Raw genomic sequence first — 18474 nt, 5'->3', positions numbered from 1 at the left:
GCCGTCACCAGAAGACGCGCTGGGCGATGGCGTCGGCGAAGTTCGTCATCGCCTGCGGCGAGGAGGTGAGGTAGAGGCCGGCGTCGATAAGGGAGACCTCCATGAGGTAGAAGCCGCCCTCGCCGTCGGAGACGACGTCCACGCGGTTGAACAGGAGCTGGATGTCACGCCCGGCGGTCTCCTTGACGACGCCGTGGATCGCCTTGCGCACGCGCTCACCCCACAGCCACTCCTGCTCACTGGGCTCACGGGCGCGCACGATCTCCTCGTGCGCCTCCTCCTCGTCGGTGGAGCGGAAGGAGGGGTGCAGCATGGGGGCCTTCTCCACGGCGTGGGACAGGACGCCGTTGAAGTAGACGAGGGAGAGCTCGCCCTTGCGGTCAACCTCCTCGAGGTAGCGCTGGACCATGACGGTGCGCCCGCGGTGCAGGTGGTGCACGGCGTCGTTGATGGCGTCCGCGCGCGAGCCCGCGTCCATGGCCGTGTAGCGCCCCGTGCCGCGCCCCCCGGAGGAGACGGCGGGCTTGACGACGAAGTCGCCGTGGGCCGGGAAGCGGGTGTGGACCTGGTGCTTGGACAGCTGCTGCTCGGGCTCGAGCCAGGTCGTGGGGATCATGGGCACGCCGTAGGCGGCCATGCGCTGGAGGTAGTGCTTGTCCGAGTTCCAGCCGACCACCGAGGCGTGGTTGAGCAGTCGCGGCACCGACTGGGTCCACTCGAGGAAGGAGGCGTAGTTGCGGCGCTTGGCGTAGTCGCGCACGGAGCGCAGGACGACGACGCCGGCCTCGTCCCAGTCGACGCCGGGGTCGTTCCACACGGCGATGCGCGGCTCGATCCCCCGCTCGCGCAGGGCGTCGGGCAGCCCCTGGTCGTCGGTGTCCAGGTGGGGGTAGTCGGCACTGGTCGCAAGGGTCACGATCGGTTGGGTCACCGGGCCACCGTACCGCGCCCCGGGTGCGCGTGAGCCCTTGTCGGCCCCCTTGCGGACGGCCGGGGCGCACACGGCGCCACCGCACCCCCGCCCCCATGAGACTTCTCGCACACTTGGCCGGTTTGGGGTCCTCGCGATTGGACTCAGCGCCACCGGCGCCGTAGAGTCATCCTCCGTCGCCAGGCGCTTGCGTCTGGGAGGACATGCCTCCTTAGCTCAGTTGGTTAGAGCACCTGACTCTTAATCAGGGTGTCCAGGGTTCGAGTCCCTGAGGGGGTACCACGGGTTCAGCCCCTCGGGGTGCGGCCCGCAACCAACGCCTCCTTAGCTCAGTTGGTTAGAGCACCTGACTCTTAATCAGGGTGTCCAGGGTTCGAGTCCCTGAGGGGGTACCACGCAAGGACCGTGGGTCGAGATGGCCGGGAACGGCCCTGACCCGCACCACGACGCCACAGGGGACCGGCTCCTCCCTCTCCTTGGCCGCTGCCACGATCCACTGTGGCCGGCCTGCGTCCACGGGCACGTCACCTGCCGCAATAGACGCAGGCACCGTGAGCGTTGGTCCTTGCACCGGCTGGCGGGCCGTGCCACAGCGCGCCGCCTGGCCGACCACCGCCGCCCACAGGCGTGCCACCGACGCAGCGCCACCGGGCCGCCCCCACAGCCTGCCGGGCCGCAGGACGCACCTGCGCACGCACCCGGCACACGAAGGGCCCCTCGGGGCCACGAGGAAGAAGGAATGATGACCATGAGCACGATGTACGACATCCCCCGCCAGGCCGCCGAGCGCGAGCTGGACGCGGCCCAGGCCGAGCTGTCCTCCCTGGACGCCACCGCCTCCCCCTCCCGCCTGGAGCGGGCCCTGGAGCGCGTGGAGGCGGCACGCAGCGCCCTCGCCCTGGCCGCCTGAGCCCCGGTACACGGTCCTGGCCCCGGATCTTGCCGGGCACAGGAGCCCGTCACCGGGCGCACACCACACGCAGCCTGCGGACCCCCGCTCCCCCACTAAGCGGGGGCCCGCAGCCGTCACGGGGCCCGCGGCCCGCGCGGCCCCACGCGCGCCACGGCGGCGTGCGCCGGGACCGTGCCGATAGGGTCGTGCGCACCGCACCACCCCATCTCAAGGAGACCGACATGCCCGCCCTCGCCGTCGGCGACACCGCCCCCGACTTCACCCTCACCGACGCCCACGGCACCGAGGTCCGCCTCGCGGCCCTGCGCGAGGCGGCCGAGCGGGGCGTCGTCGTCTACTTCTACCCGCGCGCCTCGACCCCCGGCTGCACGAAGGAGGCCTGCGACTTCCGCGACTCCCTGGGCGCGTGGCGCGAGGCCGGCTACGAGGTCGTCGGTATCTCCCCCGACCCGCAGGCGGCCCTGGCCCGCTTCGCCCAGAAGGAGTCGCTGCCCTTCCCGCTGCTGTCGGACCCCGACCACGCCGTCATGGAGGCCTGGGGCGCCTGGGGTGAGAAGAAGAGCTACGGACGCCTGCTCACGGGGACCATCCGCTCCACCGTCGTCGTCGGCCGCGACGGCTTGGTGACGCTGGCCCGGTACAACGTCAAGGCCACGGGGCACGTGGGGCGCCTGCGCGCCGAGCTGGGGCTCGGCTGAGGCTCGGACCGGACCGGCACCGTCCCTGCCCGGGCGGTAGGGTGGGGCGCCGAGCGCGAGTGGCGGAAGTGGTAGACGCCCCAGATTTAGGTTCTGGTGCCTTCGGGCGTGAGGGTTCGAGTCCCTTCTCGCGCACCAGGCCGGCTGCCCGGCCCCGCCACAGGGCGCCGCCGGGAGCCCGGTACCCTGAGCCGGTGACCACCACCGTCTTCACCCGCAAGGACGGGCGCGCGACCGACGAGCTGCGCCCCGTCACCATCACCCGTCACTGGCAGGAGCACGGCGAGGGCAGCGTCCTGGTCGAGTTCGGCCGCACCCGCGTGCTGTGCGTCGCCTCCTTCACCGAGGGCGTTCCGCGCTGGCGCAAGGGCAGCGGCGAGGGCTGGGTGACCGCCGAGTACGCCATGCTGCCGCGCGCCGGCAGCGAGCGCAGCGGCCGCGAGTCCGTGCGCGGCAAGGTGGGCGGCCGCACCCACGAGATCTCCCGGCTCATCGGCCGGGGACTGCGCGGCGTCATCGACGTGGCCGCCCTGGGCGAGAACACCATCGCCCTGGACTGCGACGTGCTCCAGGCCGACGGCGGCACCCGCACCGCTGCCGTCACCGGCGCCTACGTGGCCCTGGCCGACGCCGTCGCCTGGGGCACCGGGCGCGGCCTCATCACCGCGCGCGCCGGCAGGCCGGTGCTCAGCGACACCCTGTCAGCCATCAGCGTCGGCGTCATCGACTCCGTGCCCTGCCTCGACCTGCCCTACGAGGAGGACGTGCGCGCCGACACGGACATGAACGTCCTGCAGACCGGCGACGGGCGCTTCATCGAGGTCCAGGGCACCGCCGAGCACGCGCCCTTCACCCGAGACGAGCTGGGGGCACTGCTCGACCTGGCGGCCAAGGGCAACGCGCAGCTGGCGCAGCTGCAGCGCCGTGCCCTCGCCGGGCCGCACGGCGCGCCCTTCACGGTGCGCTCCGGCAAGGCGGCGCAGTGAGCGCCGCGCAGCGTGTCGCGGTGCCCGAGGGCGCCCGCCTGGTCCTGGCCACCCACAACGCGGGCAAGCTCCGCGAGCTGCGCGAGCTCCTCACTCCCCTTGTCCCCGGCCTCGAGCCGGAGCAGGTGGTCTCGGCCGCCGAGCTCAAGGTGTCCGAGCCGGTCGAGGACGGTCTGACCTTCGCGGCCAACGCCGAGCTCAAGGCGCGCGCGCTGGCCCGGGCCACGGGGCTCGCCGCGGTCGCCGACGACTCAGGTCTGTGCGTTGACGTGCTCGGCGGCGCCCCCGGGATCTTCTCCGCGCGCTGGTGCGGCCGTCACGGCGACGACGCGGCGAACCTCAGGCTGCTGCTCGACCAGCTCAGCGACGTGCCCGACCTTCACCGCACGGCCCACTTCACCTGCGCGGCCGTCCTCGTGGTGCCCGCGGCCGGTGCTGGTACGGACGAGACGGTGACGGTCGTGGAGCGCTCGATGCACGGCCGGCTCCTGCACGCCCCCGTCGGCGAGGGCGGCTTCGGCTACGACCCGGTCTTCGTGCCGGCCGAGGAGGACGCCGCAGGCGGGTCCGGGCGCACGAGCGCGCAGATGGGCGCGCAGGAGAAGAACGCCATCTCCCACCGGGGCAAGGCCCTCAGGGACCTGGCTCCCGTCCTGGCTGACCTGCTGTCACACTGAGGCCGGTTCCCGGGCGGCGGGACGGTCCGTGACGTCGGCTGTCCCTTTCCCGTTGGTGCCCGGGGCCAGCAGCCGTCACCGCCTCACGCGGGCGTGTCCTGCGGTTCTCGGAGCCCGTGCGCCACCTGGGCGTCGCGGGCAGCCTGGGCATCGAGCCGGCGCTGGACCGGCTTCGGGACCAGCGACTCCTGGGCCTTGACGTAGCCGTAGACCCAGCGCCAGCCGCCCTGGGCGACGAGCAGGGCGACGGCCAGCACCAGCCACGTGCCCGCCACGTCCCCACCGGTGGCCAGGCGCGTGACGAGCCACACGAGCCAGGTGGTGCCCACGACCGTCAGCCCGTCGCGGTCCGCGGCCTCCAGGTGGTCCTCAGGCCGGGCGAGGCCCCATGCCACGAGCCATGCCAGGGCCGTCGAGATGACGCCGTGCACGAGCATCGGCGGCAACAGAGACAGATCGTGCACGGAGGCGCACACGAAGGCCGCCACGAGCAGCACGCTCACGAGGTCCGCCGGAGGCACCAGCCACCAGCGGGTGCGGCGCCCGCGCGTCCACGGACGGTCCGGGCCGTCAGGCACCGCGGGCGTGAAGGAGACGCGACGCGGCTCCGGGCTAGCCATCCTCAGATCTCCCAGGTCGCGCCCGCCGTCGCCGCCTCCAGCGGCCCCTCGTAGGCGAGAGCGGCGTTGCGCAGAGGGATGCGGTGCTCCGTCCACGGCTGGATGTGGGTGAGGACGAGCTGGCCCACGGGACGCCGGGGCGCCTTGCCGGCCGTCCCCGCCGCGAGCTGGCCGGCCCGCTTGCCCGTCAGGTGCATGCCCCGCACCGTGTCACGGCCCTCGACGAAGGCCGCCTCGGCGAGCAGGAGGTCCACGCCGTCGGCCATCTCGCAGATCGACTCGCACAGGTCCGTGTCCCCGGTGAAGGCCAGTGAGACCTGACGGCGCCGGCCGTCGGGGCCCACCTGCTCACTGGGACCCTCGATCCGGTAGCCGTAGGCCTCCACGGGGTGCAGCGCGGCGTAGGGCGTGATCGTCATGGGACCCACCTGGAAGGACTCGCCCGGCACGGCGGTGCGGAAGTCGAACTCGGTCGCGTAGGTCTCCGTCTCGGGGGTGCCGTCCACGCCGTTGAGCCGGTGGAGCAGCTCACCGGGCCCCACGGTCAGGACGGGCCCGAGGGCGCCGGTGGGGCGCCAGCGGCGGTAGACGTGCATCCCGACCATGTCCACCATGTGGTCGGCGTGGCAGTGGGAGATGACCAGGGCGTCGAGGTCGGCAGGGTCGAGGTAGCGCAGCATCTGCCCCATGGCGCCGGGGCCGAGGTCGAGGACCACCGAGTAGATGAGCTCCTCGCCCGCCTCGTCGGCACCGGTGGCCTGCACGAGGTAGGACGAGGCCGCGGAGGCAGGGCCGGACATGCTGCCGGTGCATCCGATGACGGTGAGCTTCATAGGTGGTCCTTGCTGAGGAGGCCGGGAACGGGCGGGGTGGGGTCAGCCGGCTGCGGGCACGCAGGCACGCGTCACGCAGCCGACCTCGGGGCCGAGGAAACGACGGGCGAGGACGGCGAAGGCGTCCGGGTCGCCCGTCGCCCGGAACCGGTGGACGGGGGCGGGCGCCTGGGTGTCACGCAGGAGGTCGCAGCCGGCGAGCTCACGGTAGACGTCCTTGGCGGTCTCCTCGGAGGAGGTCACCAGGGTGACGTCCTGCCCCATGACGTAGGAGATGGCGCCCGTGAGCAGAGGGTAGTGCGTGCAGCCCAGGATGAGGGTGTCGATCTCGGCGGCGCGCAGCGGGGCGAGGTAGCCGCGGGCGACCTCCATGACCTCCGGTCCGGTGGTCGTGCCGCGCTCGGCCAGCTCGACGAAGCGCGGGCAGGCGGCTGACAGCAGCTCGACACCCGGCACGGAGGACAGGGCGTCGTCATAGGCGCGCGAGTCCACCGTGCCCTGGGTGGCGATGAGCCCGACGCGGCCGTTGCGGGTCACGCGGGCGGCGGCCCGGGCGGCCGGGTGGATGACCTCGACGACTGGCACGCCGCGCCCGCGGGTGTAGCGGGCGCGCGCGTCGTGCAGGACGGCGGCGGAGGCGGTGTTGCAGGCGATGACGAGCATCTTGACGCCGGCGTCAACGAGCTCGTCCATGACGCTGAGGGCCAGGCCCCTGACCTCCTCGATGGGGCGCGGCCCGTAGGGGGCGTGCGCGGTGTCCCCGATGTAGAGGATCTCCTCATGCGGCAGCTGGTCGATGATGGCGCGCGCCACCGTCAGGCCGCCGACGCCTGAGTCGAACATCCCGATGGGCGCGTTTTCCACGCTCCCGAGACTAGGCGGGGCCCTGACCCGCCAATAGCACGGTCAGCAGTGATTCCTGCCACCAGGTGAGCACCCCGTAGGCCGTTGCCAGGGCGCGCCGGACCTGGGTCTCCTCATCCTCCTGGCCGGACGGCTGCTGCCGGGCGAGCTCGTGGACGCCCTCGGCGTCGTCGGCGTCCTCGACACCGAGCACGTGGGCCAGGACGAGGCGCAGGTCGTTGAGGGCGGCCAGCCACCTGCCCTCACCGCCCCGGCGCACGAGGACTGCCCCACCGTCCCCGGTGGGCTCCAGGACCTCGCCGAGGACCTCGGTCAGCCGGCTGTGCTTGAGGGCACGCAACCGCTGGCGGTTCAAGGCCGAGACCTCGACGGCGACCTCCGGGTCCTCGCTCGCCTCCGGCAGCAGGACCTCCAGCACGGTCACGACGCCAGCGGGCAGCGGGGCCGGTGGGGCCGCGCCCTCGTCGGGCGCCCGGCCGTCGGGGGCGTGCGCCAGGGCCTCGAAGTCGAGGGAGGCCAGGACGGCGTCGTCCGGGGTGCGGTCGCTGCCCGGCGGGGAGGACGCCGCGGGCGTGGCCGTGGCCTCGAGGGGGCCCTCGGCGGCCAGGACGAGGCTGACCTGCTCGACCAGGCCGGCCAGGTACTCGCGCTCCCAGACCTCCAGCCGGCTCTGCCAGCCGGTCTCGACCGGCTCGAAGGACCTCATTGCCCGGTCCCGTCGGGGCCGGCCGGCTCGATGGTGGCGCGCAGCCCGTAGGAGTGCATGGCGGCGACGTCCACCTCCATGCGCTCGCGCGGACCAGTGGACACGACGGCGCGCCCGGTGGTGTGCACCTGCATCATGCGACGCTCGGCGAGAGCGGTGGGCAGGCGGAAGTAGGTACGCAGGACCCACACGACGTAGTCCATCGTGTTGACGGGGTCGTCGTGGACGACGGTGTGCCACTGGTGCAGGGGCGAGGTGCGAGCGTCCTGCCGCGTGCCGGGTAAGACGGTGGGCGCGGTGGGACACATGGACCCCAGCGTAACGGCGCAGGGACTAGGTTGGTGTCATGACTACTCAGCCCGCGCAGGCGCCCGCTCCCCGCACTGCTCCCCTGGCCTCCCCCACGACGTCGCTGTTGACGGACATGTACGAGCTCACCATGCTCCAGGCAGCGCTGCGCTCGGGCACGGCTGGCCGGCACAGCGTCTTCGAGCTCTTCGGGCGCTCCCTGCCGCCCTCGCGGCGCTTCGGTGTGGTGGCCGGGACCGGGCGGCTGCTCGACGCCATCGAGCGCTTCACCTTCACGGCTCAGCAGATCGACTTCCTGCACGCCCAGCAGGTGGTGGACGACGACACCCTCGACTTCCTGCGCGGCTTCCGTTTCACGGGCACGATCCGCGGCTACGCCGAGGGAGAGTGCTACTTCTCCGGCTCCCCGCTGCTGACGGTGGAGGGGACCTTCGCCCAGGCCTGCGTCCTGGAGACGCTGGCGCTGTCGATCTACAACTACGACTGCGCGGTGGCCTCGGCCGCCTCCCGGATGACGATCGCCGCCCACGGGCGCCCCTGCGCGGACTTCGGGGCGCGCCGTGCCCACGAGCGGGCGGCGGTCTCCGCGGCGCGCGCGGCGGTCGTCGGGGGCTTCACAGCGACGAGCAACCTGGAGGCCGGCCTGCGCTACGGCATCCCGACCGTGGGGACCTCGGCGCACTCCTTCACGCTGCTGCACGACACCGAGGAGGAGGCCTTCGCCGCCCAGGTCGCGGCGCTGGGCCCGGGCACCACCATCCTCGTGGACACCTACGACATCGCCCAGGGCATCGAGCGGGCGGTCAAGGCGGCGCGCGCGGCCGGCGCCGAGCTGGGCGCGGTGCGCCTGGACTCGGGCGACCTGGTGGCGGAGGCCTTCAAGGCCCGCGCCCAGCTCGACTCGCTGGGGGCCACCTCGACGCGGATCACGGTGACCAACGACCTGGACGAGTACGCGATCGCGGCGCTGGGCGCCGCCCCCGTGGACTCCTACGGCGTCGGCACCAAGCTCGTCACGGGCTCGGGGCGGCCGACGGCGGCCCTGGTGTACAAGCTGGTGGAGAGGGCTGACGGCGACGGCGTCATGCAGGAGGTCGCCAAGTTCTCCCAGGGCGGCAAGGCCACGGTCGGCGGCCGCAAGTGGGCCGGACGCGTGGTGGACGCCTCGGGGCGGGCCTGCGAGGAGCTCGTCATCTCCGCGCGCGAGGGCGACCAGGCGCTGGCCGCTCTGGAGGCCGCGGGGGCCCGTCCTCTCCAGGTGGACCTCGTCGTCAACGGCACCATCCAGGAGGAGCACCGCGGCCCTGGGGGGCTGGCGGCTGCGGCTGAGCGCCACCAGACCTCGCGGGCGGAGCTGCCCTACGAGGCGTGGCGTCTGAGTGAGGGTGAGCCGGCGGTGCCCACGCGCCACCTCGACCTCGACGGCCGCCAGGCCCTGCGCGGCTGAGGCGCTCCGCTCCGCCCGCCTCCACCTCCTCGGTTTGCGCGCGAGGTCCCTGGGCTGTTGCCGTACGCTCGCGCGCAAACCGAGGAGGTGGAGATGAGCACCGCGGAGGTGGGGGCCGGGCAGGACAGGGCGTCAGCACTTGCCGACGAACCAGCGACGCAGCGTCTGCACCCGCTTCTCGATCTCCTCGGTGGAGGCCTGGGCAACCTCGGGGCCTCCGCACACGCGGCGCAGGTCGTTGTGGACGACGCCGTGGGGCTGGCCCGAGCGGCGCGCCCAGGCGGCCACGAGCTGGGACAGCTCCTTGCGGGCTGCCTGCCGCCTGCGGGCGTCGTCGATGCCCGAGTTGGCCCGGCGCTGGGCGGCGGCGGCCGTCTTGCGCCGGTGCGCCTGGATCTGCTTGTCCTGGCGCTGGCGCAGCAGGGCAGTGACCTGCTCGGGCTCGAGCAGGCCGGGCAGCCCGAGGTAGTCCTGCTCCTCGACGCTGCCGACCACGGCGCCGGTGCCGAACTCCCCGCCGTCGAAGAGGACCCGGTCGAACTCGGCGGTGGACTCCATGGCCTCGAAGGAGCTGAGGAGGTCGTCCGAGGCCTTGTCCTCCTTGTTGGCCTCGGCGACCAGACGGTCCTCGGGGTAGCCGAGCAGGTCGTCCTCGCTCGTGCGGGCCCGGCCCAGGACGTGGTCCCGGGCCACCTCCATCTCGTTGGCCAGGCCCAGCAGGGGCGTGACGGAGGGAAGGAAGACGCTGGCGGTCTCCCCCTTGGCGCGTGAGCGCACAAAGCGGCCCACCGCCTGGGCGAAGAACAGCGGGGTCGAGGTGGAGGTGGCGTAGACACCGACGGCCAGGCGGGGCACGTCCACGCCCTCGGAGACCATGCGCACGGCGACGAGCCAGCGGTCACGGGAGGCGGAGAAGGCCTCGATGCGGCTGGAGGCGCCGGAGTCGTCCGACAGGACGACGGTGGGGGCCTGGCCGGTGATGGCCCGCAGCTGCGCGGCGTAGGCGCGGGCGCGGGCCTGGTCGGTGGCGATGACGAGGCCGCCGGCGTCGGGCACCTGGCGGCGCACCTCGCTCAGGCGCTGGTCGGCGGCGGCGAGCACCGCCGGGACCCACTGGCCGGAGGGGTCGAGGGCGGTGCGCCAGGCCTGGGCCTCGAGGTCCTTGGTCAGCGGCTCTCCCAGGCGGGCGGCGACCTCGTCACCGGCCCGGGTGCGCCAGCGCATCTGCCCGGAGTAGGTCATGAACATCACGGGCCGCACGACGCCGTCGCGCAGGGCCTCGGCGTAGCCGTAGGAGTAGTCGGCGTGGGAGCGCCTGATGCCGCCGGGCTCCTCGTCATAGCGGACGAAGGGGATCGCGGACTCGTCGGAGCGGAAGGGGGTGCCGGTCAGGGCCAGGCGGCGGCGGGCGGGGGTGAAGGCCTCGCGCACGGCGTCACCCCAGCTCTTGGCGTCGCCCCCGTGGTGGATCTCGTCGAGGACGACGAGGGTACGGCGGGCGTCGGTGCGGGCGCGGTGGAGGTTGGCGTTGGCCGCCACCTGGGCGTAGGTCAGGGCGACGCCGTCGAAGCGGGAACCGAGCACCCCCTGCGAGTTGGTGAAGGAGGGGTCGAGGTGGATGCCGACGCGGGCGGCGGCCTCGGCCCACTGGTACTTCAGGTGCTCGGTGGGGGCGACGACGGTGACCTGGTGGACGTCGCCGCGGCTGAGCAGCTCGGTGGCGACGCGCAGGGCGAAAGTCGTCTTGCCGGCGCCGGGGGTGGCGACGGCGAGGAAGTCCTCGGGCATGGAGGACAGGTAGGCCTCCAGGGCCTCGGCCTGCCAGGCGCGCAGGGACCCGGCCGTGCCCCAGGCGGCACGCCGCGGGTAGGCCGGCGAGAGGTTCTCGGCGGCGAAGATCGAGGGCTGGGTGGGGTGACCTGCTGCCTGGGAGCCGCGCGCGGGGCTCACTGACCGCCCCGGCCGAAGGGGAAGCGGGGGCGACGAGGTCCCGTGCCGCCGGAGCGGCCGTCCTTCATGCTCTCGTAGATCTGCTTGCAGGTAGGGCACACGGGGTAGCGCGACGGGTCGTGGCCGGGGGTCCACACCTTGCCGCACAGGGCGACGACGGGCCGCCCGGTGGCCGCGGCGGCGGCGATGCGGTCCTTGCGCACGTAGTGGGCGAAGCGGTCGGCGTCGCCGTCGTCGGTGGAGCGCAGCTCCTCGCGCTCGAGGACGGCGGTGCCGGTGGAGGGCTCCGAGAGCGGGCTGCCGGGCCCGGTGGGGCCGCCGGGGGCGTCCGTGCTGAGCACGGGGGGCGTCGTGAGGGGCTCGCTCATGGGCGCCAGTGTAGGACGGGGAGGGGCCCCTGCCCCCGGGTGGGTCCTGTGGTCCTTGTCCTGGGGACACGGCGCCGGCGCCCGGTGGGCCGACGGCGAGGGGCCGCCCGCTCGGAGCAGGCGGCCCCTGTGCGCTGCGCGGGCGCCTCCCCCGGGCGGGAGGCGCCGGCTCAGCGCTTGCTCAGCAGGCTGGCGGCCGCGGGGTCCACGAGGACGAGCGCGTCGGCGTGGTTCTGCATGACGGTGGCGGGCCACTGGGCGCTGACCTCGCCCTCGACGAGCTGGCGCACGGCCTCGGCCTTGTTCTCACCGGTGGCGATGAGGACGAGCTTGCGGGCCCTCATGATGGTGCCCAGGCCCTGGGTGATGCAGTGCGTGGGCACAGCGTCGATGTCGCCGTCGAAGAAGCGGGCGTTGTCGCGGCGCGTCTGCTCGGTGAGGACGTCCACGTGGGTGACGGAGTCGAGGGGGCCGCCGGGCTCGTTGAAGCCGATGTGGCCGTCGGCGCCGATGCCGAGGATCTGCAGGTCGCAGTAGCCGGCGGCGGCCATCTTGGCCTCGTACTCGTCGCAGGCGGCCTGGAGGTCCGGGTTGAGAGCGTCGGGGCCGTTGAGGGCGCCGGGGCTCATGTCAACGCGCGAGCGCAGGTTGCGCTCCATGAAGGTGGCGTAGCGCTCGGGGTGTCCCTCGGGCAGGCCGACGTACTCGTCGAGCATGAAGCCGGTGACGTCCTTGAAGGAGATGCGTCCGGCCTCGCAGCGGCGCGTGAGCTCGTCGTAGAGCGGCAGCGGGCTGGAGCCGGTGGCGGTCCCCAGGACGGCGTCGGGCTTGGTGGTGAGCAGCTCCTCGATGGCGTCGGCGGCCCGCTCAGCGATCTGCTCGGCGGTGTCCAGGACGATGAGCTCCATCTTGTTCCCCCTCGGGGTTCGGGTCCACGGCGGCGTGCGCCGGTGCGCCTCGGTGCGCGGGTCAAGCATACCCACTCCAAGCGTCTGACGTCTGACGTCTTGGGGTCTTCCGGTCAACGGATCTCCTCGTGACCGGGCCAGGAGCGGATCGTGGCCAGCACCCGCGACCCCCGCTCGTCCAGGTACCGGCCTCCCAGGACGACACCGCCCCAGGTGGCGCCCGCACCCCACAGCAGTCCGCCCACGAGCACGAGCCAGCCCCACGCCCACCGCCCGCTCACCGCGGTCACGACGAGGCCCACGCCCACGGGGGCGCTCATGACGGCGATGAGCCCCAGGCCGACGGCCTGCACCAGGCCGGCGATGAAGGAGGTCCCAGAGGTGCGCGAGCGCAGCGGGCTCTCCCCCGGCGCGTTGGCCTCGTAGGGCAGGAGCACGCTCGTCACGCTCGACCAGGCGTAGGCACAGCCCATCACGGCGGCGCTGAGCCCCAGCACGGCCGGCAGCATGTCCCACCGCCCGCTGGCCCCGGCAGCGGCTGCGGCCAGGACCACCACCACGGGCAGCTGCCACAGGGCCGCCGCGACCACGCGCCCCAGCCGGTCGTCGCGCCCGCTCAGCCCGGCGGACACGTGCTGCCACAGGGCGGTGGAGTCGAAGGCGAGGTCGTCGTGCAGGCCCCAGCCGCACATGAGCGCGGCGATGACGGCCCCTGCGAGCACCAGCGGGGGCGCGCTGCCCCAGGACAGCATCCCTCCGAGCAAGAGCGTCCCGCCCTCCTGCCCCAGGACGGCCATCCTGCTGCCGGCGAGGGCGACGGTGAGGACGACCGGTACGAGGACCATCGCAACCATCTGGGACAGGTAGCGCGGGTCGCTGCGCCAGTAGCGCAGGGACCGGGCGGCGACGGCGGCCGCGGGCGAGGGCAGGAACCGCGACAGGCGGGCGTGCCAGGCCAGCACCCGCACCGCCGCGCCACCCCGATGTCCCGCGGCCTCGTAGGAGCGGCTGCGGGCCCGGGCCCGGGCGGGTCCTGTCATCACGCGCCTGGTCACCCGGTCCCAGACGGGCACGAGGGCCAAGGGCACGAGCCAGGCGCCCAGGGCCAGGGCCACGGCTAGCAGGACGCGCCCCTGGGCGAGGTAGCCGGGCGCCGCAGCAGGCCAGCCGAAGGGGCTCAGGCCCGCGACCTGCGCGCCCGTGCGCGCCGCTGCCAGCACAGCCCGGCTCCCGCCCGCGCCGAGGTTGCCCAGCACGGAGGGCAGCATGGCGACGGTGAGCACCACGAGCATGCCGGCGACACCCGCCAGCTCGCGCCCACGACGGGACTGGGACACGCCGAGTCCGATGACGACGACGCGGCTGAGAAGGACGCAGGTGGCGAGCAGGGCGGGGGCGAGCGTGAGGGACAGCAGGGCGGCGCCCGCCTGGCCGGCACACGCCCACACGAGCACCGGCAGCAGCGTCCCCAGTCCGGTGAGGACGCCGGTGACGCCGCCGGCCGCGGCCACGGCCAGGCCCCGCGACAGCGCGGGTGAGGGCGCGACCCAGGCGGCCATGGCACGGGGGTCGAGCGTGGTGTCCGCTCCGGTGAGCACGAGCGGGATGAGGGTCCAGGCCAGGACCGTCAGCGCCCCGACGGCGGCGAGCACCTGGGCGATGACGTCGGCGGGCGCCTGCCCCAGCCCGACGGCTCCGACGAGGAGCATGCCCAGGAGCCCGATCCCGTAGAGGGTGCCGATGACGGTGCCGACCAGCGCCCACACGTTGCGTGAGAGCGCGTTGAGCGTCAGCCGCCACCTCAGACGGAGGAGGGTCGCAGCCACGCCAGCTCCTCCCGGGTGGACGGGGCCCCGACGAGCTGGGCGAAGCGGGTGTCGAGGTCCGCACCCGCGGCGACCTCGTCGGTGGTGCCCGCGGCCAGCACCCGGCCGTTGCTGATGACGGCCACGTGGGAGCACCAGCGCTGGACGGTGGCCATGACGTGGCTGGAGATGACGACGGTCCCCCCGGCCCCGGCGAAGTCCGTCAGCAGCGCCTGGATGGTCTGGGCCGACAGCGGGTCGACGGCCTCGAAGGGCTCATCGAGCACGAGCACGGCAGGCGAGTGGACGAGGGCGCAGGCGAGGTGGACCTTCTTGCGCATGCCCGCGGAGTAGTCGGTGACGAGAGTGGTTCCCGCGTCCCACAGGCCCAGGACGTGAAGGAGCTGGCTGGCGCGCTCGACGACGGTGGCGCGGTCGAGGCCTCGCAGGAGACCGGCGTAGGTGACCAGGTCGAGGCCGCTGAGTCGGTCGAAGGTGCGCAGCCCGTCGGGCAGCACACCGAGCTGGGCCTTGGCGCGGGCGGGCTGCTCCCAGACGTCGATGCCGTGGACGAGGACGCGGCCGCCGTCGGGCACCAGCAGCCCCGTGGCCATGGACAAGGTGGTCGTCTTGCCGGCGCCGTTGGGACCGACGACGCCGTAGACGGATCCGGTGGGGACCGCCAGCGTCAGGTTGTTGACGGCGATCTTCTGGCCGAAGGCCTTGCTCAGGTCCTGGCACAGCAGGGCCGGTGGGCGGCTGTCGGGCGCCGACGGGGGCGGGAAGGGCGAGGTGGGGTCGGTGACGGCCATGGCCCCACCCTAGGAAGGCGAGGTGGCCCGCGCCTCGTCCGCCAGGAGGATCGGAGGTGCTCCTGGCGAAGGAGCCTGGCCGGAGGTGCCTGCCCCGCCGGCCGGCGCGCGGGCAGCACCAGCACGCGGGCAGCACCAGCACGCCGGCAGCACCAGCACGGACGCCGTGAGGGCGCCCCACACTCTGTGGGACGACCTCACGGCAACCGGTGGTCGCGGCGGCTGGCGCCGCCCCGCTCACCCAGCCGTCACTTGGCGACGGCCTTCTTCAGGGCAGAGCCGACGGTGAGCTTGACGCCGTAGCCAGCCGGGATCTGGATCTCCTCGCCCGTGCGGGGGTTGCGGCCGGTGCGCGCAGCGCGCTCGACGCGCTCGACGCCCATGAGGCCCGTGATCTTGACGGCCTCGCCCTTGGCGACGTTCTCGACGAGGACCTCCTGGAAGGCGCCGAGGAAGGCGTCGGCCTGGACCTTGGTGAGGTCGGCCTTCTCGGCGATGGCGGCGATGAGCTCAGTGCGGTTGACGGACATGGATCTGCCTCTCAGTCGTGGGTGGGCACCGGGTCGGTTCGGCGCCGCTGACGGTAACGCTATGCATAAGTGGCCTGTTTTGTCAGATATCGCGGCGTTCTGAGCGGTACGGCGCCGCCCTGGGGCGTCCACGCCTCACCGCCCGTCACACCAGTCACACCCACCACGCGGGCAACGGCCCTCAGGCCTTCCTCACGGCGTCAACGAACCAGGAGGTGATGGTCGTCGGGTGCGTGATGGCGGTGCCGACGACCACGGCGAAGGCTCCGTGCTGCATGGCGAGCGTGGCCTGGGCCGGGGTGTGGACACGACCCTCGACGACGAGCGGCACCTGGGCGATGGCGGCGACCTGGTCGATGAGCTCGACGTCGGGGCCGTCCGTCTTGGGCCGCTCGCCGGTGTAGCCGGCCAGGGTGGTGCCGAGGATGTCCGCGCCGGCGTCCTGGGCCATCTTGGCGTCGTCGAGGCTGCCGCAGTCGGCCATGACGAGGACGCCCGGGCGGGCCCGCTTGAGGCCCTCGACGGTCTGGGCGAAGGTGAGGCCGTCGGGGCGGGGGCGGCGGGTGGCGTCGATGGCGACGATCTCGACGCCGGTGGCGGCCACGGCGATGGCGTGCGTGAGGGTCGGGGTGATGAAGACGCCGTCGTGGCCGTCCTTCCACAGGCCGATGACCGGCACGTCCACGTGCTGGGTGATGAGCGCGAGGTCCGCCAGGCCCTGGGCGCGGATGCCGACGGCGCCTCCGGCCACACAGGCCTGGGCGACCTCGTCCATGGTGCGCGGGTCGCGCATGGGCTCGCCGGGGTAGGCCTGGGCGGAGGCGATGAGGCCGCCGCGCAGCCTCTCGAGAACGGGGTTGAGGGTGCTCATGGGTGCTTCCTTCATGGTCAGTGGGTTCGCTGTGCTGGCAGGTGGGCCGCGGCGCCCCGGACGCGCTCCGGCGCCGCGGCCAGTGGCTGCGGCGCCGGAGCGTCGGGTCAGAAGGCGCGGGCCAGGCGCAGGTGCGCCTCGTGCGCGGCCCCGATGATGGGTGCTGTGGTGCCGAGGGTGGCCGGCAGGAGCACCGTGTCTCGGGAGACGAGGTCCACGAGCTCGGAGGCGACGGTCTCGCGCAGGGGACCCCACCACAGCCCGCCGGAGCGGGCCAGGCCCCCCGAGATGATGATCTTGTCCGGGTCGAGGACGGTGACCACCTGGGCGATGGCCTTGCCCAGGGCGACGGCCGCCTCCCGGTAGACCCGCTGGGCGGTGGTGTCTCCGGCGTCGGCCAGCCGCTCCACGGCGAGGGCGGTGGTGACCTCGGTGGCGCCGGTGGCCTCCCGGTAGCGCCGGGCGATCTGGGGCCCGGCCCCGATCGCCTCGAGGTGTCCTGGGCGCCCGCAGGTGCAGGTCTCCTGCCCGGCGAGGCCACAGGGCATGTGCCCCATCTCGCCGGCGACGTAGTGGGCGCCGTGGTGGACCGAGCCGCCGAGGATGACGGCGCCTCCCACCCCGGTGCCGACGGCGACGACGAGGGCTGTGCGCGCGCCGGCGCCGGCGCCGATCCAGGCCTCGCCTGCGGCGTAGGCGTTGACGTCGTTGTCCACGTGGACGAGCGGCGTGCCGCCGTCGGGGGTGGTGACTGCCGCCGCGTCGAGCCGGCGGCTGACGCCCGTGACGATGTCGGTGCCGGGCCAGTCGGTGATGGCGTCGGTGGCGGAGGTGACCACTCCCCTGTCGGCGTCGATGACGCCGGCGGAGCCGATGCCCACGGCGAGAGGGCGCACCGGCTCACCGGGGCGGGTGTGGGTCCCCGCCGCCACGACGCGGGTGACGAGCCCGGCGATAGCGTCGAGCATGCGCTCAGGGCCGTCGTGGGCCGGCGTCGGCACCTCAAGGACCTCGCTGAGGACGGTGCCGTCGGTGGCGACGAGGGCGGAAGCGATCTTCGTCCCGCCCAGGTCAACGCCGACCAGCACGTCGTCGTCGGGACGGGGCGCCGTTGCGGCGGGGACCGGTGAGGTCATGTCAGACCAGGCCCCGGCTGCGGGCAACGGCGATGACGCCCTCCTTGGTCTCGCCCTCAAGGGCCTTGACCGGGAAGGCCATCTCGTTGGAGGCGATGGTGCCCTGAGCCTCCATGACGGTCTTGAAGGCGCCGATGCCCGTGGCGTCTGCGGAGCGGCCCTGCGGGACGAAGACGATCTCGAAGCCCTCGTTGATACCGTCCTGGATACGGCGGGCCTCGTCCCAGTCCTTCGCCTTGGCCGCGGCCCACAGGTCGGCGTAGGCACGGGGCTCGACGTTGCCGTAGCCGGGCACGAGGCCGTCGGCGCCGCCCAGGAGCATGCCGTCAACGACGCACTCGTGGCCGGTGAGCAGGGCCAGCGGGTGGCCGGCCTTCTCGTTGAGCTGGACAAGGCGGCGGAAGGCGACGTCATTGCCAGAGGAGTCCTTGACACCGGCGAGCACGCCGTCGGCGCCCAGCCGCACCAGCATCTCGGCGGCGAGCTTCTTGCCGTTGAGGCGCACGGGCACGTCGTAGGCCAGGACCGGGACATCGACCGAGGCGGCGATGGCACGGAAGTGGTCCTCGATCTCCGTCATGTCGTTGATGGCGTAGAAAGGGCAGGTGGCGACGATCGCGTCGGCCCCCAGGGCCACGGCGCGCTTGGCCTGCGCGATGACGCGGGCGGTGGTGGTGTCGATGACGCCGACGAGGACCGGGACACGGTCCGCCGTGTGCTTGATGACGCGGGCGGCGACGGCGTCGCGCTGCTCGTCGGTGAGGTAGGCGACCTCGCCGGAGGAGCCGCCGACGAAGAGCCCGTTCATGCCGTTGTCGATGAGGAAGTCGACGACCTTGTCGAGGGACTCGAAGTCGATCTCGCCGTCCTTGAACGGTGTGACGACGGGGGGGATGACGCCGGTAAAGCGGGTGTCCATGGTTACTCTCTTCTTTGACAGTTGATCAGACGTCTGACGTCTAGGTGTAAGTGTGCCAGATGCGGCCCGCCCTCGCTACCCCTGGGACGGGGTCCTGGGCGCGCGACGAGGCCCAGGGCGGGGCGTCTGGGCGGCGGGTCACAGCGGGTGGCACCGGCCCGCCACTCATGGCGTCAGCCGGCCCCACGACA

General features: G+C 73.3%; 20 protein-coding genes and 3 tRNA genes. 8 read left to right on the top strand and 15 right to left on the bottom strand.

Annotated features, from left to right (window positions below; translation table 11 throughout):
* Positions 1–4: 4 nt before the first annotated feature.
* Entirely contained in the window at positions 5–931 is a 927-nt protein-coding gene (locus ACSJJR_RS03865; protein WP_435942171.1) for an ATP-grasp domain-containing protein, read from the bottom strand.
* 205 nt (positions 932–1136) lie between these two features.
* Between ACSJJR_RS03865 and ACSJJR_RS03860 the strand changes: the two genes are divergently transcribed.
* The 7 genes from ACSJJR_RS03860 to rdgB all read left to right on the top strand — a co-directional run bounded on the left by ACSJJR_RS03860 (position 1137) and on the right by rdgB (position 4205).
* Positions 1137–1213, top strand: a tRNA-Lys gene (locus ACSJJR_RS03860).
* A gap of 36 nt (positions 1214–1249) precedes the next feature.
* A tRNA-Lys gene (locus ACSJJR_RS03855) sits at positions 1250–1326 on the top strand.
* A 353-nt stretch (positions 1327–1679) separates the two neighbouring features.
* The gene (locus tag ACSJJR_RS03850; RefSeq protein ID WP_435942267.1) at positions 1680–1841 is read left to right on the top strand and encodes a hypothetical protein; all 162 of its coding nucleotides are present in this window, start codon (positions 1680–1682) and stop codon (positions 1839–1841) included.
* Positions 1842–2065: 224 nt separating this feature from the next.
* Complete coding sequence (locus tag ACSJJR_RS03845) at positions 2066–2542, top strand: peroxiredoxin (RefSeq protein ID WP_435942170.1); 477 nt, start codon at positions 2066–2068, stop codon at positions 2540–2542.
* Positions 2543–2595: 53 nt separating this feature from the next.
* Positions 2596–2680: transfer RNA gene (locus tag ACSJJR_RS03840), tRNA-Leu, on the top strand.
* 56 nt (positions 2681–2736) lie between these two features.
* Positions 2737–3528, top strand: a complete 792-nt coding sequence (rph, locus tag ACSJJR_RS03835) for a ribonuclease PH (protein ID WP_435942169.1) — start codon at positions 2737–2739, stop codon at positions 3526–3528.
* Positions 3525–4205 carry an RdgB/HAM1 family non-canonical purine NTP pyrophosphatase gene (rdgB, locus tag ACSJJR_RS03830; protein ID WP_435942168.1) on the top strand — a complete coding sequence of 227 codons (681 nt, stop codon included), beginning with the start codon at positions 3525–3527 and terminating at the stop codon, positions 4203–4205. Before rph ends, rdgB begins: the two co-directional genes overlap by 4 nt.
* Positions 4206–4288: 83 nt before the next feature.
* On the opposite strand, the gene ACSJJR_RS03825 is transcribed toward rdgB, so the two are convergent.
* From ACSJJR_RS03825 to clpS, 5 genes are read right to left on the bottom strand one after another with little or no spacing between them, the layout of a single operon-like run.
* Entirely contained in the window at positions 4289–4825 is a 537-nt protein-coding gene (locus ACSJJR_RS03825) for a DUF3054 domain-containing protein (RefSeq protein WP_435942167.1), read from the bottom strand.
* Positions 4826–4827: 2 nt separating this feature from the next.
* Entirely contained in the window at positions 4828–5658 is an 831-nt protein-coding gene (locus tag ACSJJR_RS03820; protein ID WP_435942166.1) for an MBL fold metallo-hydrolase, read from the bottom strand.
* Positions 5659–5700: 42 nt separating this feature from the next.
* Entirely contained in the window at positions 5701–6501 is an 801-nt protein-coding gene (gene murI, locus ACSJJR_RS03815; RefSeq protein ID WP_435942258.1) for a glutamate racemase, read from the bottom strand.
* A gap of 31 nt (positions 6502–6532) precedes the next feature.
* Positions 6533–7228 carry a DUF2017 family protein gene (locus ACSJJR_RS03810; protein ID WP_435942165.1) on the bottom strand — a complete coding sequence of 232 codons (696 nt, stop codon included), beginning with the start codon at positions 7226–7228 and terminating at the stop codon, positions 6533–6535.
* Positions 7225–7536: an ATP-dependent Clp protease adapter ClpS gene (gene clpS / locus ACSJJR_RS03805; RefSeq protein WP_435942164.1), complete on the bottom strand. Its 312-nt coding sequence runs from the start codon at positions 7534–7536 to the stop codon at positions 7225–7227. The genes ACSJJR_RS03810 and clpS overlap by 4 nt, the downstream gene beginning before the upstream one ends.
* Positions 7537–7574: 38 nt before the next feature.
* On the opposite strand from clpS, the gene ACSJJR_RS03800 reads away from it, so the two are divergent.
* Entirely contained in the window at positions 7575–8984 is a 1410-nt protein-coding gene (locus ACSJJR_RS03800) for a nicotinate phosphoribosyltransferase (protein WP_435942163.1), read from the top strand.
* 132 nt (positions 8985–9116) lie between these two features.
* Here the strand turns inward: ACSJJR_RS03800 and ACSJJR_RS03795 are convergent, their stop codons facing one another.
* The 9 genes from ACSJJR_RS03795 to ACSJJR_RS03755 all read right to left on the bottom strand — a co-directional run bounded on the left by ACSJJR_RS03795 (position 9117) and on the right by ACSJJR_RS03755 (position 18283).
* A complete protein-coding gene (locus ACSJJR_RS03795) occupies positions 9117–10934 on the bottom strand; it encodes a DEAD/DEAH box helicase (protein ID WP_435942162.1) in 1818 nt (605 codons plus the stop codon).
* The gene (locus ACSJJR_RS03790; protein ID WP_435942161.1) at positions 10931–11302 is read right to left on the bottom strand and encodes a DUF3039 domain-containing protein; all 372 of its coding nucleotides are present in this window, start codon (positions 11300–11302) and stop codon (positions 10931–10933) included. The genes ACSJJR_RS03795 and ACSJJR_RS03790 overlap by 4 nt, the downstream gene beginning before the upstream one ends.
* Positions 11303–11472: 170 nt before the next feature.
* A complete protein-coding gene (gene nagB, locus ACSJJR_RS03785; protein ID WP_435942257.1) occupies positions 11473–12210 on the bottom strand; it encodes a glucosamine-6-phosphate deaminase in 738 nt (245 codons plus the stop codon).
* A 113-nt stretch (positions 12211–12323) separates the two neighbouring features.
* On the bottom strand, positions 12324–14036 hold the full coding sequence (locus ACSJJR_RS03780) for a transporter (protein ID WP_435942160.1): 1713 nt from the start codon (positions 14034–14036) through the stop codon (positions 12324–12326).
* Positions 14012–14827, bottom strand: coding sequence for an ABC transporter ATP-binding protein (locus ACSJJR_RS03775; RefSeq protein WP_435942159.1), 816 nt, complete (start codon positions 14825–14827; stop codon positions 14012–14014). The genes ACSJJR_RS03780 and ACSJJR_RS03775 overlap by 25 nt, the downstream gene beginning before the upstream one ends.
* Before the next feature lie 248 nt (positions 14828–15075).
* Positions 15076–15357 (bottom strand): HU family DNA-binding protein, encoded by a 282-nt coding sequence (locus ACSJJR_RS03770; protein WP_249369047.1) that lies wholly within the window; start codon positions 15355–15357, stop codon positions 15076–15078.
* Positions 15358–15538: 181 nt separating this feature from the next.
* Positions 15539–16228 carry an N-acetylmannosamine-6-phosphate 2-epimerase gene (locus tag ACSJJR_RS03765; protein ID WP_435942158.1) on the bottom strand — a complete coding sequence of 230 codons (690 nt, stop codon included), beginning with the start codon at positions 16226–16228 and terminating at the stop codon, positions 15539–15541.
* Positions 16229–16335: 107 nt separating this feature from the next.
* The gene (locus ACSJJR_RS03760) at positions 16336–17364 is read right to left on the bottom strand and encodes an ROK family protein (protein WP_435942157.1); all 1029 of its coding nucleotides are present in this window, start codon (positions 17362–17364) and stop codon (positions 16336–16338) included.
* 1 nt (position 17365) lies between these two features.
* Positions 17366–18283 (bottom strand): dihydrodipicolinate synthase family protein, encoded by a 918-nt coding sequence (locus tag ACSJJR_RS03755; protein WP_435942156.1) that lies wholly within the window; start codon positions 18281–18283, stop codon positions 17366–17368.
* Between the last annotated feature and the right edge of the window lie 191 nt (positions 18284–18474).

The sequence above is a fragment of the Actinomyces sp. W5033 genome (genome assembly GCF_051303165.1).
The sequence above is the reverse complement of the archived record's forward strand: the minus strand, read 5'-3'. Positions and strand labels throughout refer to the sequence as shown.

Excerpts from the sequence above, each read along its gene's own strand:
- ACSJJR_RS03800 (WP_435942163.1), top strand. The coding sequence starts at position 7,575 with ATGACTACTCAGCCCGCGCAGGCGCCCGCTCCCCGCACTGCTCCCCTG.
- ACSJJR_RS03810 (WP_435942165.1), bottom strand. The coding sequence starts at position 7,228 with ATGAGGTCCTTCGAGCCGGTCGAGACCGGCTGGCAGAGCCGGCTGGAG.
- ACSJJR_RS03770 (WP_249369047.1), bottom strand. The coding sequence starts at position 15,357 with ATGTCCGTCAACCGCACTGAGCTCATCGCCGCCATCGCCGAGAAGGCC.
- murI (WP_435942258.1), bottom strand. The coding sequence starts at position 6,501 with ATGTTCGACTCAGGCGTCGGCGGCCTGACGGTGGCGCGCGCCATCATC.
- ACSJJR_RS03755 (WP_435942156.1), bottom strand. The coding sequence starts at position 18,283 with ATGGACACCCGCTTTACCGGCGTCATCCCCCCCGTCGTCACACCGTTC.
- clpS (WP_435942164.1), bottom strand. The coding sequence starts at position 7,536 with ATGTGTCCCACCGCGCCCACCGTCTTACCCGGCACGCGGCAGGACGCT.
- ACSJJR_RS03845 (WP_435942170.1), top strand. The coding sequence starts at position 2,066 with ATGCCCGCCCTCGCCGTCGGCGACACCGCCCCCGACTTCACCCTCACC.
- ACSJJR_RS03790 (WP_435942161.1), bottom strand. The coding sequence starts at position 11,302 with ATGAGCGAGCCCCTCACGACGCCCCCCGTGCTCAGCACGGACGCCCCC.
- ACSJJR_RS03825 (WP_435942167.1), bottom strand. The coding sequence starts at position 4,825 with ATGGCTAGCCCGGAGCCGCGTCGCGTCTCCTTCACGCCCGCGGTGCCT.
- nagB (WP_435942257.1), bottom strand. The coding sequence starts at position 12,210 with ATGGAGCTCATCGTCCTGGACACCGCCGAGCAGATCGCTGAGCGGGCC.
- ACSJJR_RS03775 (WP_435942159.1), bottom strand. The coding sequence starts at position 14,827 with ATGGCCGTCACCGACCCCACCTCGCCCTTCCCGCCCCCGTCGGCGCCC.
- ACSJJR_RS03820 (WP_435942166.1), bottom strand. The coding sequence starts at position 5,658 with ATGAAGCTCACCGTCATCGGATGCACCGGCAGCATGTCCGGCCCTGCC.
- ACSJJR_RS03765 (WP_435942158.1), bottom strand. The coding sequence starts at position 16,228 with ATGAGCACCCTCAACCCCGTTCTCGAGAGGCTGCGCGGCGGCCTCATC.
- ACSJJR_RS03760 (WP_435942157.1), bottom strand. The coding sequence starts at position 17,364 with ATGACCTCACCGGTCCCCGCCGCAACGGCGCCCCGTCCCGACGACGAC.
- ACSJJR_RS03850 (WP_435942267.1), top strand. The coding sequence starts at position 1,680 with ATGAGCACGATGTACGACATCCCCCGCCAGGCCGCCGAGCGCGAGCTG.